Below are 16,170 nucleotides of genomic sequence, written 5' to 3'. Positions count from 1 at the left end.
GAGGCGCGATGCTGGACGAACTCAATCCCCAGCAACGGGAAGTCGCCCAGTTGCGCCAGCATTGCGTGGCGATCGCCTGCCCGGGCGCGGGCAAGACGAAAACGATCGCCACGAAAGCAGCCCTGCTGCTACAAGACAGCGCCGCGACGGTAGGCGCCGTCACTTTCTCCAAGGACGCCGCGCTCGAACTGCGTGAGCGAATCCTGGCTGCCGCCGGCGAGTCGGCGAAGAAGCGGCTGATCGCCGGTACCTTTCATTCGCTCGCTTTCAAGCAACTGAAACGCCCTGGCGTGCGGCCACTCGATATCGCCTCCGATGGCGACCGGCTTGGCCTGCTGATCCGCGTGATGCAGGAACTCGGCCGCGACGGAAAGGCAGAAGACGTCATTCCAACGATCGAGAAGATCAAAACCAATTTTGGTCGGTGCGACCCGGATACTGCCGACGGCGAGCTATATCACGCCTATCAGGACGCGCTTGCTCGTAACGGCAAGATCGATTTCCAGGACATGCTGCGCCTCGCTGTGGAGGGGATGGAGCAGGGCACGATTGCCCCATACGCGTTCACCTATCTGCTCGTTGACGAGTTTCAGGATACCGACCCGCTGCAGTACCGGTGGATCGAGCTTCATGCGAAGGCGGGTTCGGTTGTGACGGTCGTCGGCGACGATGACCAGAGCATCTACGCGTTTCGTGAGGCGCTGGGCTATCGGGGCATGGAGTCGTTCATCCAGTCGTTCGCGGCAAAGCCCGTCGTCTTGGGCAGCAACTACCGGTGCCGCGCAGAGATTCTGGGCGCAGCGGACCGGGTGATTCGGAATAACGCCGACCGCATCGCAAAAGTGCTGCGTGCGGAAAAGGGCTCCGGCGGTACTGTGGAAACGTCTCGCCATCCAGATGAGTATGAGGAGGCAACCGCGGCGGTCGAGGTGCTCGGGCCGTTGCTCGCGAAAGGGCAGTCGTGCGCAATCCTGGCGCGCACCAACCGCATACTGGATCCGCTCGAGTCCGTTTGCCGCTCGCATGGCATCAAGTACTACCGTGCGTCGGGCGCGTCCGTCCTTAGCCGCCCGGAGGGCGCGCTGATGTGCAACCTGCTTGAAATCGTTGAGCGAATCAAAGACACGGGCCTCGATGCAGTCTTGGCGCACCTCGGGCTTACCGCCCAACAGCTACGCGCCCTCCACGCGGACATGGGTGCGGAACTGACGCAGAAGGGGCGGGCGGAGTTAGTTGATCTCGGGCTGCCCGAGGACGTGGCGACGAACTATCGCGAGTTCATGAAGCGGCTCGCTGAATGGCAAAGCCTCTGCGATCGCAAGTTCTATTCGCTGACGCTCTCGGGCGTCGCCGAGTGGATGTTGAAGTACGCGAAGAAGGATTCCGCACTCCGCGCAATTCAAGCGACGAACGACGTCTTGTCGCGCCTGTCAGGCAGCTTCGCTGAGCGGCTGCTGTTCCTGCGCCAGGACAACAATGAGCCGACCCCGGGCGCGCTTATCCTGACGACGATGCACAGTTCAAAAGGGCTGGAATGGGACCACGTCTGGATGGCGCGCAGCGAGGAGTCGATCGTGCCGGACCCGAAGTCCACTGAACCGGAGGAGCGGCGCTTGTTCTACGTTGCAATGACGCGTGCGAGAGAGTCGCTCATGATCTCAGGGACGGCGAAGAACTTCGAGTCCCGGTTTGTCGTTGAGGCGCAGCTCAATCAGAGCGCAATCGCGGCCTAACTCCACACTGCAGAGTTCCGTTTGCTGGACGCATTTGAACGATGGGTGGTTGGATCTCGATGCGCACAAAGCGAGCCTCGGCCGGCTTTCACATCACGAAAAGCGTGCCGAATAAAGGGGATGTGCATATTCGGCACGTTTTGTAACATGCCATTTGTGCTTCAAATTCAAGGCGCTAGCCGGATGCTCAAATCAAACGGGACACTCTCCGGAGAGCGTCTCCCAGTTCCTATTGCGCGAGGTCGACCGGCGGCATGAAAGCAAAAAAGCCCGCTCAAGGCGGGTCTTGGGGCTTTCTTGCAACAAAGATTCAGAGGCAAGGCCGCAGACGTGCCTAACCTGAAATCTCTTACTTCTCCGCCGCGTCTACCTTCGCATCAGCGGCCTTCTTGTTCGCGTCGTTCTCGCGCGCTTCCGCTTTCAGCATGCCGTCAATGACAAAACCCCATGATTTGGGTCCGATCGAGGCGCGACATTAGTTCGCAGCGGCGGCGCAGACGGAGTCGACATTGCTAGCGCTTGCGTTGCAGAGCGCGTTTATACCTTGCGACGGACTGGTAAGCGGGTCGATTCCAATGAGGCGTGTCGACGGGCATCGACTGGCTATTTACGAGTCGTCCGGTATCGAGCATGCAGAAGCAGTGGCCTTCGAAAGCAGCCTCTTGCGCGGCCGCGTCCCACGTCACAGTGAGGAAGTCGAAGATCGGGTCAATCGGTTTCATGGTCGGCTGTCGCGTCCCATCCTGTGGTCGTGTCCTTATCCAATCGCGCATACTCACGCACTTGCGTCTCCTTTCCCGGGTGCCGAATGTAGAGTCGATGCGTCGCGTGCCGGCGTCGTTTCGTCGCCGTTAGTGGATGATTTGAAGCGAACGAGGCTCATGTTTGCGAACTGTATGCCGATCGCGAGGGCCAGTAAGAGCGCGAAAACGAGGGACTTTCCAACAAGGTCGAGAACGTTGGGGGAGATTCCGAAGAGGTGAACGAGGGTTGTCATACTTGCATCCAACGGTGGCCAGGAGACCTTGGAACGAGGCGCGGGCGGGGCTTCGAGATCGTCGGCCGAAGTACCGAAAAACTCGTCCAGTGGGGCGTCGAGCGCTTTCCGCTGCGCATCTGTCCGAACCTGTGAACCGGCGGTAGCCGCCCCCGGCGGCGCAATGGGTTCTCAGAGACTTTGACCGGTTTTCGGTGAAGCATCGGGCTTATAGGCGCTCAGGCCTTTGCCCGTGAGAGCTCTGTCACATTTGATTCCGCGCGTTCCAGGCCTTTCACGTCGTCCAGGCGCGGACCGGCGATAGGCCCTTCGTCCGGCGTCGAATCCGCCTCGATCGTGAGCATTCTTGCAACGCGCTTCAGCGTGCCATTCAAAGACGCACGCGGACCAAGGCGGATCGTGCCGGAGTAAAAGATGTCGCCCGAGACTTGGCCGTTGATTTCCAGCGAGCCCCGAGCGTGCACATCTCCGTCGACGCGCCCGTCAATGCGAACGTGCTCGCCCTGCGCGGAGCCCTTCACGAGTCCGCCTTCGCCGATGTGCAGCAGACCCTGCGTCGAGATGATGCCGCCGTCGAGCAGGCCGAAGAACGAAATGCCGTGATCCACGACCATGTCGCCGGTGATCGCGCAGCCGCGCGCAATAAGCGTGATATTGAGTTCGGTTTTCATGGTGTCGTTTCCTTAAAACATCTGCACTTCGTTCGAGCCGGCGCGGTTCGCTGGTGCCGACTTCTTGCTAGCAGCCGACCCGGTGTCGCCATCGCTTGCCTGCTCATCTCGCGAATGAGAGCGATGACGGTAGCTGTGCGTACGGGCCGGTGTCGCGTGTTGTTGCGACGCTTGTTCCTCGGCGGCAGGCTGCGCCGCAGCTTGCGCGGGCGTCACTGACGTCGCGGGTTTAGTGGAAGCCTGACTAGCTGCCTCTGCGTCGCGACGAGCTTGATGAATAGGCGAGGCAGCCGCGCGTTGATCATCGTTCGAGACGGGAGGAACGGCCTTGTTGGCGGTCGCGCCCGCTGCTGGGCCGCTCGTCGTACCCAGCGAATTTTTGAACTGGTCAGCCGTCAGACCGATTGGGGAACCGGAAGCAACGTCTTTTCCCGTCAGCATCGGAACAAGCGCTACCGGGTGAGGTGGCTCCGCATCGATCGGGCGCGTCGCCGCGGCGACTGCCGGTCCTTCCGTTGCTGGCCGTTCGCTTCCGTTGGATTGCGGCTGAGCGGCGGTCTTCTTTACGTCGTGCGCGGAGGACGCGCCCACCGACTTGTACAACGATGCGGCTCCCATACCCGCCATAGCCACGACAGCGGCGATGCCGACAGCCACGAGGCTTCGGCGCGCGACAGGCACGGCCTTCGGAAGCCGCAATTTGAGCGTGGTTGTCTTGGCGTCTGCCGTCAGGTCGGCCGGCGCCGGGAGCGCAGCGATTTGCCGCGGCAGATCGATGATCATCGAGTCAGGTGCGAACTGCGCATGCAGTCGTTGAATTTCGCGTAAGTCCATGCGGGGTCCTCCCGTCGTTGTTAGGTCGAGCAAGTCCAGCGCTGCGGCGCAAACCCGAGGCGCAGGGACGTCTTATTCCGATGTCAGTGAGTACGGTTCGAGTCCGGAAGCAGCACACCTTCTGGTGCAAAGCGGTCGTTGTCCGGCATGCACAAGAAAGGGATTTGATTGATGCGTGCCTCGGCAGCCTCGAGCGCGGATTGGCGTACTGGAGCCGTCATGGTTCTCAGCATCAGCGCTTCCATCGTCTTGAGGAAAAGCTGGTCATACATCGTGAGGAGTCGCACAAGACGACCGGACATGGCGTGCTTGATCTCAAGCGTGACCATCTCGGGCGGAGTCGGCGCACGTCGACCCGGAAACTTACTTGCCCATGCGAGCGCCTTCTTCATGAACGCCTCGGCGGTGCGAAACTCCGACTCGATCGCGATGAGCTTGCCGCCGCGCGCAACGGTCATTTTTGCGGCCGCGAAGTTGAAGTCGGCTCGGAGGAATTCACGCGCAAACAACGAGTAATAGGGCAGTTCCGTTTTTGCCAGCGTGTCGCCGTTGATGCGAGCGAGACGACTGTCGTTCGTCAGGCGGTTCAACGGACGAAGACCGCTTTGCGCAGCGCTCTCGTTGCCAAGCGCAGCGGTTTGGTTAGGGTCTTCGTCAGGCGCTTCTAGGTCGGTTGCAGCCATGGGATTTTCGGTATGTCTGTGTTCTCTCTCACATAGAATTTTCATTGATTAGACAAGAGTCAATCGGGCGAAAGCTATATGAATTTCGTTAGCTTTCGAGCGCACGCGCCCGCCTTTAACGCGGATACTCAACTCCATTCCCCGCGTCACCGACGCATCGACCTCGACTCCAAGCCCGGAGTCCATCTTTTTTCTGCAAGTCGTGCCCGCCTCGTGCGTTGGCATGCGCCGACCGGATAGCTACCGGTGTGGAAATCTTCCTTGTGCTGAGTGTGCTCGCTACACACTCCCCAATTTCAGCCGTGATACTCGTACCCTGTGCTGCATTCATTTGCGCCGGTACATCGTTCGAACCCGGGTTTTCGGGTGTTCTCTCTCCAGAGCCTGATCTGGGTAGAACGATCGAAGTTGGCTGATCCGTGATTCCTGCGGCGGAAGTAATTCCGAAAAGGGCTGTTGCGCGGCGTGACCATGCTGCGCGAGAACGACTTTACGTTCTCTGACCGAGCGACACCGGCTTTGTCCGGCCGCTCCCTGCACGCCACGTCCCCGGAAGGGACGTGGCGCGTAGGTCTCTCTATCGATTTCAAGAAGCTCGCTCCCTGACCGGAGCGGGCTTTTTTTTCGTCTGTCGCTTCCTGCGGCCGGACATTTTCTCAACGGAGGTGCTGTTCCATGCTTTTGCCCGACCGCCTCAATCAGCGTATCGCCGAGGCCATCACGCATCAAATCAATACCGAGCGCGAGCAGGCGGACACCGCGTCCCCCGTTTGGCGTGAGCGGTGCGAAGTCGCTCGAGTCGCGATGTTCAGCGACGCAGAGCGCTCTGTCTTCATTTCCCATGTCACCGAACGTCGCGGCAGTGCGGCAGCCCGAGAGATGCAATCTCAGGCTGAAACGCTGCGGACCAACGCCATCTTCTTTCTCGCAAGGAAACCATCATGAATGCAGTAGTTCAGATGTTCGATCACGCGCCGCGCAGCCTCGTTGAAGAACGAGCTATCCGCCCGCCCACGATCGGCAAGATTCGACCCGGTATCAAAGTGCTTACGCGGGCGCATCAAGCCAACGAAAAAGCGGTCAAGCTCTATAGCGACATGGTGGCCGCGGGTGAGTCGTTCGAAGCCATCGGCAAGGTGCTCGAAACGTCGCTGAAGCTGCGCAACGCGCTCATTCCGCGCAACGTCGACTACTTCGTCTGCAGACGCTCGGATTTCTCGAATCCGGACACGGCTGACGAGATCCTGCGGCTGTATGGCGAAGATCGCGGTCACGGGTTGCGGCTATACCGCTTCCCGATCATGTTTGCGTTCGACGACTGGCTGCGCAATGTGCCCAATCAGATGGCCGCGTACACGACAACCGGGCGACAGTACTTCTCGGAGTACGACCGCGACGGCAAGCGCTATTGCAAGACGTACGCGCCGGTCGAGCGTAACGCACGTGCACAGCGGGCCCGTCGATCCTTCGGTGGGCGGCTGGTCGTTCACCGGCAAGACGACGACATTCCCGATGGCGTCTGTGATCCTCACGTCTGTCCGCAGTATCAGGACCGGAAGTGCAACCTAACCGCAAACTTCTTGTTTGCGGTTCCCGACGTGAAGGGGCTTGGGCTGATCGAGCTGCCGACCAACTCGATCTACGTGCTGCAGAAGGCGTATTCGGCGATGCAGACCGTGGCATTGGCGCGCGGCAGGCTCACCGGCACGCGCTTCTGGCTCTCGAAGAAAGAGTTCGACATTACGCGGATTGACGATAACGGCCAGGCCGTGCGTCAGAAGCAGATGTTGACGGTGCTCGATGCCGACATCGACCTAGGCGCCCTGCTGGATGGCGCGGAGGAGGCTCAACCGGCGCTCGATGCTGACAGTCGTGCAGTGGCGCTGCTGGAGTCGGACGGAACAGTACAGTCGATCGGTGATCCGCTCCTTCAGCCAGAGCAGCAGGCCGAGGACGCACTGACAGGCGATGGCGCATCATCGGGCATCGACGGCGCCGATGGTCATGACGACGACTCGCCGGATCCCGACGAGACGCTGGAAGATAAGCGTCACCGCATGTCGGACCTGCTGCATCGTCTGGGCCTAAGTCAGCCGGAGCGACAGAACGGCTTCCGCAAGTACGCGCACCAGACGTACGGTCGCGGTTGGATCGAACGCATCGCTGATGTCGATGCGATGAATGCGCGTCTCAAGAACGCGCTCGACGATCCCGCCTCGCTCGACGTCGAAATTCAGGACGCGATTGCACAAGCTGCCTACGTCTAACCTTGGCCAGTCCCCTTCGGGGGCTGGCATCCTTTCTTCTACGCTCGCGCATGAGAGCATTTCAGCAAGAACCGCTTGCTCAAATGCTTTCGACCGCGCTCACACGTGCGCATCGAATTCGTCCGCTTCGGCGGCCCATCTACTTGTTCGCGCGAAGGAGATTCCAATGCGTAGAGTCGGCAACTTCACGCTGTTCTTCGGCGCGGAGGACGCATTTAGCAACTGGCATCCGTGCCGCTTTTCGTATCACGACGTCGATTTCGTCAGTGTTGAACAGTTCATGATGTTTTCGAAAGCCAAGCTGTTCGGCGACGAAGACATCGCTCAGGCTGTGCTCGCCACGCATCTGCCCAAGGAACAAAAAGCCCTCGGGCGCAAGGTTAAAGGTTTCGATCTCGAAACATGGAAGGCCAAGCGCGAGTCGATCGTGTACGTCGGATGCCGTGAGAAGTTCGCGCAGCATCCGGGTCTGCGAACGCTGTTGCTTGCGACTGCTCCAACCGAACTGGTCGAAGCAAGTCCTTACGACACGATATGGGGCGTGGGTCTTGGTGAGCATCATCCAGACATCACGGACAAGTCGAAGTGGCGTGGCCAGAACCTTTTGGGCAAGGCACTGATGAAAGTCCGCGACACGCTGTCAACGCGATCCCTTTCTTAGCGCGCCCGAGCGGCGCATCGGCAAATACTGGCTACCTTCGGGTGGCCTTTTTCATTTATAGGAGGCGATTTGAAGATCGCACATTTTTCTGACCTGCACTACGCGCCGGGAAATCTCGAAGAGTCGGACCGATGCTTCGGTTTCGGCATCGACCATGCGGTGTTGGCCCATGCCGACGTGGCAGTCATCTCGGGTGATGCGACGGATCATCGTCTCGACGCACACGCGCCGTCGTTGAACCGCCTCGCACGCCGCATCAACGGCCTGAGCGGCAGCATGCCGGTCCTGATGCTGCAGGGCACGTTTTCCCATGAGCCTCCGGGCACGCTGCGCAACTTCGAACTGATGGCAACGACGCATCAGATCTACGTGGCGGAACGCGTGCAGCAGGTAAGCCTCCACGAGGGGCGGTTCTATCCCTCGGACGGCCCGGTTTTCTCGGACGACGAGCTGCGCGAGGTGCTCGCAATCGGCGCTGATGTCGTGTTCACCTGCTTGCCCACGGTGAACAAGGGGCAACTGGCGGCTGCTGTCGGTGCCAAGGAAGCCGGGACGGGTCTTGAAGCCGTCCTAGGTGACTATCTGGTCGCTGCCGGGCGCGTCAATCAGCAGCTTCGTGCCGCAGGCATCCGGACTGTCGGGGTTTCACACGGCACGGTCAACGGTTGTACGACCGAGCACGGCGTGACGATGGCGGGGTTCGATCATGAGTTTTCGCTTGGCAGTCTATTCGAGGCCGAATGCGATGCATTCATGCTTGGGCACATCCATAAAGCACAGCAGTGGGAGCGAGCGGGGCGCGTTGTGGCGTATCCCGGTTCGATCGGGCGATTCCACTACGGCGAGGAAGGCGACAAGGGCTTCCTCATGTGGAATGTCGAGGTGGGAAGCGCGCAAGCTGATCTGGTCGTGACGCCGTCTCGCCAGACGATCTGCGTCGACTTTGACGGACCGCCCGACATGGAACGCCTGACGGCAATCGCGCTCGATGCGACCGACAAGTTCGTGCGAATTCGTTGGCAGGTTGACGAAGAGCATAAACAGTCAGTGGACCGCGACGCGATCGCGGCGCTGTTCGGCAACGCGGCCGAGCTGAAGGTCGAAGCTCGCATTCTTCCCGTCGTCCGGTCACGCGCCCAAGGCATCAGCCTCGAAACGTCAATTGATCGGAAGCTCGAGCGCTGGTGCGAACACGCTGATGTCGATCCGGCGCCCTTGCTTGACCGGCTGCAGTTGCTGGAAACGGGGGACGCGGACGCAATCGCTGCGGGCGTGCTGGCTCGACTGACCGACGCTGACGCATTGTCGAGCATATCCGAGTCTGCGCCGCTGACGGCCCACGTAGCTCCGCATAGCGATGTTGGCGACGATGCACTGCCCATGCCCATGCCCGATGCGACGGTGGAAATCGTCGAGTCGGCTTCGGCAAGTCAGCTTTCGTGGCTCAACGATGATTTATTCGCGGCGTAGGTTGCCGCGCATGCAGGGGAGGCCAGTACGGCTCCTTTGCTTGAACACGCACAAGCCGTGTTCCGATAGCCGACTGTCAACGTCGCTATCGAAACACAGGTTTCACCGCGTCTTTGACGCATCGATTTGTAGTGGCAGGGCCTTTCTCTAGCAGTTTCATTTCTTCTTTCACCCTGGCGGGGAGCGATCCCTAGCGGGGCCGCACTCCGCCCACCATAACGGAGTGCATCATGTTTGGTCTTTATCCCGCTGGCCCGAACTGGGTCCGGACGTTCGCGTTGGGCGACTGCTCATCGCGTGATCTTCAAAAGTCGCTGGTCGATTTGGCAGGCTTTACCGCTGCAATTCAGCATCAGCCGTTCGGCCAGTACCGCGGCGCAGTGCTGGCCCAGTTCGGTCAGACGCTGTTGCTGATCGCCACGACGCCCGGCGCGTGCGAGATCGGCGTTACGCCGACCGTTGAAATGCAGCACCTTCTTTGGTCCTACCAGGAAGGCTTTGCAAGTCAGTGGTCTGCTGCCGAGATCCGTAGCCTGACCGGCTATAGCGGTTGGTCCGAGCTTCTTACGAACGCGCGTCGCGAGTTCGGCAGAGTCTGCGACAACGTGGCGGCCGCACTAGACGGAACGCTTCAAGCGCCCAAAACAGCGGTGCAGTCTGTGCCGTCTGTCGTGATGAACGCGCCGTTTCCCAACGAAGATGACGACGCGTTCTACTCGCAGATGGCAGCGATGTCCGCCTCGACGAGCGTATCGGAGGACCTGTCATGCGGCCTTTGAAACTGACTCTGGAAGGCTTCGTTGGCGTGCGCGATGGCATGAAACGCGAAAGCGTAACGCTGGATCTGGAGACGTTGCCCGATGGCCTGATCGCCTTGACCGGCCCTAACGGGGCGGGCAAGACAACGATCATGGACAACTTGCACCCGTATCCGATCATGCCGTCGCGAGCGTCGAAGCTGTCGGTCGACGCCTTCTCGTACTGGGATCACATCTGTGGCACCAGCGCGTTGAAGGAACTCGAATGGGAGCACGATGGCATTCGCTATCGATCGTCGTTCACGTTTCGCAAGCCCGGCAAGACAGGCAAGGCAGAGTACTACCTTGCCTATCGCGGCGTCGACGGTACGTGGCGCCCGGTGTCTTTGCCTGACGGAACGGTGTCGGACGGCAAGGCGGAGTCGTATAACCGCTGTGTCGAGGCGATCAACGGTTCGTTGGAAACGTTTTTCACGAGCGTGTTCTCGGCTCAGAACCGGCGGCCGCTCGCGTCCTACGGCGCGGGCGAGATCAAGACGCTGCTGGCTGAGCTGCTTGGCATCGACCACCTGAAGGCACTGTCGGCGAAAGCCGGCGAGGTCGCGAAGGTGCTCGGCAAATCGCTTGAGGGCATCCAGTTTGAGCTTGGTGCGCTAGCCGGAAAGCGGCAACGCAAAGCAGGCGCTGAGCAGTCGATCGTCGCGCAGGGCAACACCCTGCGTGTCGCTCGGGAGCAACGCGATGCAGCGCTTGAGCATGCGAGCAAGCTGACTCAAGAGCGGGCGACGCTTGCGGCCAAGCAGAGCGAATCGGCTGCGACCGAAGCGCGTCTGCGCGAACTGGGCGTGCGCCGCGACGAGGTGGGGCGTGCCCTGAAAAGCGCGGCCGACGACGAGCAAGCCGCAGCGGTTCGCTGTCAGCAGCGCGTTTCGGTGCTGAGTCGAACGGTGGCCACGCACCAAGCAACGCTGGCTCGCCGCGAGGCGATCCTCGGTGCGGCGGCGAAGCGCGAGGAAGCCGAGTTGGCGATTGCGCGCGAGGAAGCGAGGTTTGCTCCTTTGCAGCGCGACATTGCCGACTTGGAGGTTAAACGCGCGACGTTGACGACGCTCGATGCGACGCTTACCAGCTTGATGAACCAGGGCACGACGAAAGCCGCGCACTTCGACACGTTGAGCAAGCAGGCAGCGGTGGCGGAGCAGGTGCCGTGCGTCGGTCATTCGATGCATGCGCAATGCCCGCTGCTCGCGCAAGCCTTTCAAGCGAAAGAGCAAGCGGAGGTGCAGCGTGTTTCGGTGGCGAATCTTCGCGCGGAGTATCGCGAGAAGAAAGCGCAGGCCGAAGCCTTGTCACTGGTGCCGGCTGAGTTGGCGGCGAAGCGTGTTGAGATGGTCGCCATCACCGATGCGGCCGTGCAGTTGCGCCGCGCCTTGCAGGCGGCGGCAGAGCTTGCCGCCACTAAGCCATTGCTCGATGCAGCCGTGTCGGGACTTGAAGCGGCGCAAGCTGAGTTGCGTTCGATCGCCGAGGAAAGTGCTGCACGGACCGCCAAGTACCAGTCTGAAAAGACGCGTATGGAAGCGGAGCTTGCGCGCATTACCGAGGAGGTCGGGCGACTGGCCGCCGTCGATGTGACAGCCGCCATTGCGAAGCTTGACCGCGACATCGCAGCGAACCGGGAGACCGTCGCGGCACTGGATGGTCGAATCGAGCAATCGATCCGCGCGCAGAGTGTGTTGCAGACCGAAGCGGAAGCCCTGGCGCTGGAGTTGGAGAAGTTCTCAGCCACGCAGTCTCGTGCCGATCGTCTCTCCGACGAAATTGCTCATTGGAAGCTGCTAACTAAGGGCTTGGGTAACGACGGCGTGATCGCGTTGACCATCGATGACGCGGGTCCAGCGCTGACGCACACCGTCAACGAGCTATTGCTCGCGTGCTACGGCATGCGCTTCACCGTTGAGATCCGCACGCAGCGCACGCTCGCAAGCGGCGAACTGCGTGAGGGCTTCGAGATTCTGGTTCACGATGCCGAGTCCGACAGCAGCAAGTCGGTCTCCGTCATGTCCGGCGGTCAGAAGGTCTGGATCAACGAGTGCCTCACGCGGGGCATCGCGCTCTATCTCGCGCAGAACACCGGTCAGCCGTATCAGACCTTGTTCAGCGACGAGTCAGACGGCCCGCTCGATCCCGAGCGCAAAGTGCAGTTCATGCGCATGAAACGCGAAGTGTTGCGCCAAGGCGGGTATCAGCGGGAGTTCTTCATCTCGCAGACGCCCGACCTTGTGGCAGAGGCCGACGCTGTCATCGACGTACAGGCGCTTGCCGCCTGATTTTTTATTAACCCTTGTGGGGAGTCGCCCCCACAAGGGGCGCTTCTCGTCTTTCCGACCCTTCTCTCGCGCCTTCCGGCGCTCTCTCTATGGCAAACCTTCTCATGCTGCTGCTCGCGGCAGCCAGCAGTCCGTCTCACTCGAATGCGGTGCCTCACCGGCCGCCTACGGAGCAAGCTGCACCGGCTAATGCTCAGTCGCAGCCGCAGCGTCCGCCGTACTTGCGTCGCGCGGCTGCGTTCGATACCGGCCGTCTGCGTCGCATCTGACGGCGGCTCCGTTTCCTCACTTCCTGACTGGAGCCTTCCATGGCCTATTCCTGCACCGATTTCGTCGACGACGTCCTGAACGACATGGTGATCCGAAGCTGGATCAAGCCCGAGCAGTATGGGCCTGACGACCCGCAAGCCCAATGCGATGCGGTGGTGGCCGCGATCGCCGACGCTGACATGTCGCTGCGCCTTGCTGCTGACGCGAAGCAGTTCAATGCGGAATTGCTGGATGCCGTCGAAACGCTGACCGGCATCGCCGAACAGCACGGCGCGCTCGCCCTCGCGAATGTCGTCTATCTCCAGGCGGCCATCTTGAAGGGCGGGCTGATCGAGCTTACGCGCGACGAAGCGGAGAACTTCGCTTTCGTCAGAGACCTGCCTTCGGGCGGTCGCTGGTGGCAAAGCGTCAAGCTGATCGAGTAAGTGGCACAACTCGCCGTCTAATTTCTTTTTACAACCCCTGCGGGCAAGCGACCCGCTGGGGTCGCTCCGCATTCTTTGTGTGGAGTGTTTTTATGTTTGAAGCAGCGAAGCTGGGCGCATCGCCCGAGCAGTTTCCCAGCCTCGAAGCGGCGATTGGCTACATCGCCGGCACCGCGACGCACGCGGGTGAAGTTCGCCCGTGGGTTCGGAACGTCGATACGAAAGTCTTCCTGATCATCGGCGGCAGAGTGCAACCCCAAAACGGGGTGCGCCAATGACGCCGCCGTGGCTTGAGCAATACGCCAGTGGCCAGAAGACCGGCTACGCACAAGCGCTGATGGCGTACGCTGACTACTACGGAGTCGATGGATCTGCTGACGATGACCCGGAAATTGAGGAGCGGATCGCCATGCATCGGCAGCCGCTCGTCGGTTACGCCAGTCGCACCGGCACACGCCGCAACCTGGCTGCACTGAAGGGCGCCGACTGGCGCTTGTTGGTCTCGGCTAAAGGCGAATTGCGTACTGAAGGCTTCGATCGCTACGCGTTGGATAACGGCGCTTGGACCGCGTACCAGCAAGCTCAGCCGTTCGATGAGCACGCGTTTGCGGTCGCCGTCGAACGGCTGGGCGAGCGGGCCGATTGGCTTGTCCTTCCGGACATCGTCATGGGCGGGATGGCCTCGCTCGACTACTCGTTGAAGTGGCTGGAACGACTTCGCGGGATGCCGTGCCGGATGCTGATCGCAGTTCAGAACGGTATGCAGGTTGAAGATCTCGCCTCGTTGCTGTCGCCTGCTGTGGGCATCTTCATTGGCGGTTCGACAGAGTGGAAAGAGCAGACGGCGCACGTGTGGGGGTCCCTCGCGCGACGGCGTCACTGCTACTTGCATGTCGGTCGCGTGAACTCGGCGCGGCGCATCCGCATCTGCGCGGCCGCCGGTGCCGACAGCTTCGACGGTACTAGCGTGAGCCGGTACGCGAAGACGCTTCCTCGGCTGGATCGAGCAACCCGGCAAGCAGACATGTTTGCCGCAGCGCACGACGGTCTGGAAGAGGCGCAACGAGCGACGGCCGGCCTTTTGATTTGAATCATTAACCCATTCGGGAGCGAATCCCGAATGGGTCGCTCCTATATTCTTGGAGCGAGAGAAATGGAACACGAAATCCTGTTGAAGATGGAAGCTGCGATCGGCGTTATGCAGCGTTACCTCGAACAGGGCCATAGCTTGAGCTGCGCCTATTCGGGCGGCAAAGACAGCACGTGCGCTCTGGTGTTGATGCTTGAGGCGATTCGCCGTGCCGGCGGCACGACCATCACCCACCATGTCCAGTCGGCAGACACGACCATCGAGAACCCAACGATCGCGAACTTCCTGCACTCAGTACTGGACGAGTTGCAGTTGTATATCGAAGCGTCGGCGTTGCCGGTGCAAGTCCACGTCACGACGCCGTCGTTGGCGAGCCAGTTCGTGGTCTCGACGATAGGGCGCGGCACGTTGGTACGCACGGCTGAGAATGGCGTACGCGACGGTAGAAGGCAGAGAGCATGCGCCGACGAGTGGAAGGTACGTCCGGGCGGCCGTCTTCGAACGTTGCTTGAACGCAGAGCGGCAGAGGACGGTGCTCGAGAAGTCATCACGGTGCTCGGCCTGCGCAAGGACGAAAGTACCTCCCGTGCGGTCGCCATGACCGAGCGACGCGACAGCGCCGAGGTTGCGGTCCGAAGCAGAACCGGGGCGCTGACCCTCAGCCCGCTAAGCGAATGGACGTCCGATGATGTGTGGACGATGCTCGCGCTGCTGGCCGCGGACGAAGGCATGACGTTTCCCTCGTCGTTGGCACCGAGCACTATTCACCGCCTGTCCGAGATCTACCGGGCAGGAAACGGTGGAACGTGCGGTGTCGTGGTGGGCGAATCGGGTGCTCGCGCCGCGTGCGGCTCGCGTTTTGGGTGCTCCTTCTGTTGCGTCGCCGGTGATCGCGACAAGTCGCTGGAGGCCATGATCGAGGATGAGCAATACGGGCATCTTCGACCGCTGAACGACTTCCGCAACTATCTGCTTGCGATCCAGTGGGACATGTCGCGACGCGAGTTGGTGGGCCGGTCGTTGAGTGACGCCGGTTACACGCGCATCCAGGCAGACACATACAGCTACCTGACGCGCGTCGATCTTCTGAAAAAGCTCTGCAGTATTGATGCGGCCGAACGCGACCGCGCCGAAGCGCACTCGGGGGCACTGGTGACTGGTTTAATTCCCGATACGGAAGAAAACCGGGCGTTGTGTGAGCCGCAGTTCGAGTTCGTGACGCCGCAGCAGTTGGTGGCCATCGACTTATTTCTGTCGATGCATCACTACGCGCCGCATGCGTTTCCGGCGCTGGCGGTCTGGCATGACGTGAACGTGCTTGGGCGTCGGTATCCGGTTCCGAAGCTCGACGGCTTGCCGAAGACCGACATCGTCCTGCACGGCTGGTATCCGGTCGGGCAGTACGACCGGGAAGCACCGTCTCTCGGGCTGCGCTCGTTCGACGCAGAGCAGTGGAATCCGTATCGGCATCCGGGTCGGCCCGGGCGGTATGCGAGGACGACCGGTGGCGAGCAGACGGTGTATTTCGAAGAGGCCTCGCAGTTTGAGGTGGACGCGGAAGCCGCCTGTGCGTTCGTGACGTGCACGTATGACACTGCTTTCATGTTGGACACGCAGCATCGCGACGCAATCGACTCAGCGCATTTCTGGCTGAACGAGGGGATCGTGAAGTTGCCGACCGGTATGGCGCAGCGGTATCAGGACATGGCCAAGCGCGGGCAGTACTTCGCGCGACTCGCTCAACGTCTGAATCTGACGGCCGCCGAGTTGGACGCGCATCTCGTCTCGAACGCTATCAGTGACGTGGAACATGACAGGCTGTTAGGCCATGACCGCATACAATTGAGTCTCTTTGCTGAGGCGGCCTAGCCGCACGACACCTTCAAAAATCCCGGGCTAAACACCCTAATGCCGTTCAGTTAAGATCCTTTCTAAGGTACCGGACGGAGTAACGTGAGGGGCGGGATTTGACGACTCGGTC

At 60.9% G+C, this 16,170-nt stretch carries 14 protein-coding genes; 11 read left to right on the top strand and 3 right to left on the bottom strand.

Annotated elements, in window-relative coordinates; translation table 11 throughout:
• Nucleotides 1–8 precede the first annotated feature (8 nt).
• Nucleotides 9–1,733, top strand: a complete 1,725-nt coding sequence (locus NCS02_RS31355) for an ATP-dependent helicase (protein ID WP_250508081.1) — start codon at nucleotides 9–11, stop codon at nucleotides 1,731–1,733.
• A gap of 1,215 nt (nucleotides 1,734–2,948) precedes the next feature.
• Here NCS02_RS31355 and NCS02_RS31350 read toward each other — a convergent pair.
• The 3 genes from NCS02_RS31350 to NCS02_RS31340 all read right to left on the bottom strand — a co-directional run bounded on the left by NCS02_RS31350 (nucleotide 2,949) and on the right by NCS02_RS31340 (nucleotide 4,918).
• Nucleotides 2,949–3,401, bottom strand: a complete 453-nt coding sequence (locus NCS02_RS31350; RefSeq protein ID WP_239294747.1) for a bactofilin family protein — start codon at nucleotides 3,399–3,401, stop codon at nucleotides 2,949–2,951.
• A 12-nt stretch (nucleotides 3,402–3,413) separates the two neighbouring features.
• Nucleotides 3,414–4,235, bottom strand: a complete 822-nt coding sequence (locus NCS02_RS31345) for a hypothetical protein (protein WP_250508080.1) — start codon at nucleotides 4,233–4,235, stop codon at nucleotides 3,414–3,416.
• Nucleotides 4,236–4,318: 83 nt separating this feature from the next.
• Nucleotides 4,319–4,918: a DUF1845 domain-containing protein gene (locus NCS02_RS31340; protein ID WP_250508079.1), complete on the bottom strand. Its 600-nt coding sequence runs from the start codon at nucleotides 4,916–4,918 to the stop codon at nucleotides 4,319–4,321.
• 675 nt (nucleotides 4,919–5,593) lie between these two features.
• On the opposite strand from NCS02_RS31340, the gene NCS02_RS31335 reads away from it, so the two are divergent.
• From NCS02_RS31335 to NCS02_RS31290, 10 genes are all read left to right on the top strand, one after another.
• On the top strand, nucleotides 5,594–5,863 hold the full coding sequence (locus tag NCS02_RS31335) for a DUF7696 family protein (RefSeq protein WP_086966733.1): 270 nt from the start codon (nucleotides 5,594–5,596) through the stop codon (nucleotides 5,861–5,863).
• Nucleotides 5,860–7,185, top strand: coding sequence for a recombination directionality factor (locus NCS02_RS31330; protein WP_250508078.1), 1,326 nt, complete (start codon nucleotides 5,860–5,862; stop codon nucleotides 7,183–7,185). Before NCS02_RS31335 ends, NCS02_RS31330 begins: the two co-directional genes overlap by 4 nt.
• A 166-nt stretch (nucleotides 7,186–7,351) precedes the next feature.
• Entirely contained in the window at nucleotides 7,352–7,846 is a 495-nt protein-coding gene (ybiA, locus tag NCS02_RS31325; RefSeq protein WP_086966732.1) for a riboflavin biosynthesis intermediates N-glycosidase, read from the top strand.
• Nucleotides 7,847–7,915: 69 nt separating this feature from the next.
• Nucleotides 7,916–9,316, top strand: a complete 1,401-nt coding sequence (locus tag NCS02_RS31320; protein ID WP_250508077.1) for a metallophosphoesterase family protein — start codon at nucleotides 7,916–7,918, stop codon at nucleotides 9,314–9,316.
• Between the two features lie 230 nt (nucleotides 9,317–9,546).
• Nucleotides 9,547–10,095, top strand: coding sequence for a hypothetical protein (locus NCS02_RS31315; protein ID WP_250508076.1), 549 nt, complete (start codon nucleotides 9,547–9,549; stop codon nucleotides 10,093–10,095).
• On the top strand, nucleotides 10,083–12,404 hold the full coding sequence (locus tag NCS02_RS31310) for a sbcc family protein (protein ID WP_250508075.1): 2,322 nt from the start codon (nucleotides 10,083–10,085) through the stop codon (nucleotides 12,402–12,404). The genes NCS02_RS31315 and NCS02_RS31310 overlap by 13 nt, the downstream gene beginning before the upstream one ends.
• Nucleotides 12,405–12,712: 308 nt before the next feature.
• Entirely contained in the window at nucleotides 12,713–13,099 is a 387-nt protein-coding gene (locus NCS02_RS31305; protein WP_250508073.1) for a hypothetical protein, read from the top strand.
• A gap of 92 nt (nucleotides 13,100–13,191) precedes the next feature.
• On the top strand, nucleotides 13,192–13,377 hold the full coding sequence (locus NCS02_RS31300; protein WP_250508072.1) for a hypothetical protein: 186 nt from the start codon (nucleotides 13,192–13,194) through the stop codon (nucleotides 13,375–13,377).
• Nucleotides 13,374–14,189: a hypothetical protein gene (locus NCS02_RS31295; protein ID WP_250508071.1), complete on the top strand. Its 816-nt coding sequence runs from the start codon at nucleotides 13,374–13,376 to the stop codon at nucleotides 14,187–14,189. The genes NCS02_RS31300 and NCS02_RS31295 overlap by 4 nt, the downstream gene beginning before the upstream one ends.
• A gap of 63 nt (nucleotides 14,190–14,252) precedes the next feature.
• The gene (locus NCS02_RS31290; protein WP_250508070.1) at nucleotides 14,253–16,058 is read left to right on the top strand and encodes a phosphoadenosine phosphosulfate reductase domain-containing protein; all 1,806 of its coding nucleotides are present in this window, start codon (nucleotides 14,253–14,255) and stop codon (nucleotides 16,056–16,058) included.
• The last annotated feature ends 112 nt before the right edge of the window (nucleotides 16,059–16,170 follow it).

The sequence above is a fragment of the Caballeronia sp. NCF2 genome, assembly GCF_023631205.1.
Taxonomy (GTDB): domain Bacteria; phylum Pseudomonadota; class Gammaproteobacteria; order Burkholderiales; family Burkholderiaceae; genus Caballeronia; species Caballeronia zhejiangensis.
The sequence above is the reverse complement of the archived record's forward strand: the minus strand, read 5'-3'. Positions and strand labels throughout refer to the sequence as shown.

Bases quoted from the DNA above. Each gene is read 5' to 3' on its own strand.
- NCS02_RS31335 (WP_086966733.1), top strand. From the start codon at position 5,594: ATGCTTTTGCCCGACCGCCTCAATCAGCGTATCGCCGAGGCCATCACG.
- NCS02_RS31330 (WP_250508078.1), top strand. From the start codon at position 5,860: ATGAATGCAGTAGTTCAGATGTTCGATCACGCGCCGCGCAGCCTCGTT.
- NCS02_RS31305 (WP_250508073.1), top strand. From the start codon at position 12,713: ATGGCCTATTCCTGCACCGATTTCGTCGACGACGTCCTGAACGACATG.
- NCS02_RS31350 (WP_239294747.1), bottom strand. From the start codon at position 3,401: ATGAAAACCGAACTCAATATCACGCTTATTGCGCGCGGCTGCGCGATC.
- NCS02_RS31295 (WP_250508071.1), top strand. From the start codon at position 13,374: ATGACGCCGCCGTGGCTTGAGCAATACGCCAGTGGCCAGAAGACCGGC.
- NCS02_RS31300 (WP_250508072.1), top strand. From the start codon at position 13,192: ATGTTTGAAGCAGCGAAGCTGGGCGCATCGCCCGAGCAGTTTCCCAGC.
- NCS02_RS31355 (WP_250508081.1), top strand. From the start codon at position 9: ATGCTGGACGAACTCAATCCCCAGCAACGGGAAGTCGCCCAGTTGCGC.
- NCS02_RS31345 (WP_250508080.1), bottom strand. From the start codon at position 4,235: ATGGACTTACGCGAAATTCAACGACTGCATGCGCAGTTCGCACCTGAC.
- NCS02_RS31310 (WP_250508075.1), top strand. From the start codon at position 10,083: ATGCGGCCTTTGAAACTGACTCTGGAAGGCTTCGTTGGCGTGCGCGAT.
- NCS02_RS31340 (WP_250508079.1), bottom strand. From the start codon at position 4,918: ATGGCTGCAACCGACCTAGAAGCGCCTGACGAAGACCCTAACCAAACC.
- NCS02_RS31315 (WP_250508076.1), top strand. From the start codon at position 9,547: ATGTTTGGTCTTTATCCCGCTGGCCCGAACTGGGTCCGGACGTTCGCG.
- NCS02_RS31290 (WP_250508070.1), top strand. From the start codon at position 14,253: ATGGAACACGAAATCCTGTTGAAGATGGAAGCTGCGATCGGCGTTATG.
- ybiA (WP_086966732.1), top strand. From the start codon at position 7,352: ATGCGTAGAGTCGGCAACTTCACGCTGTTCTTCGGCGCGGAGGACGCA.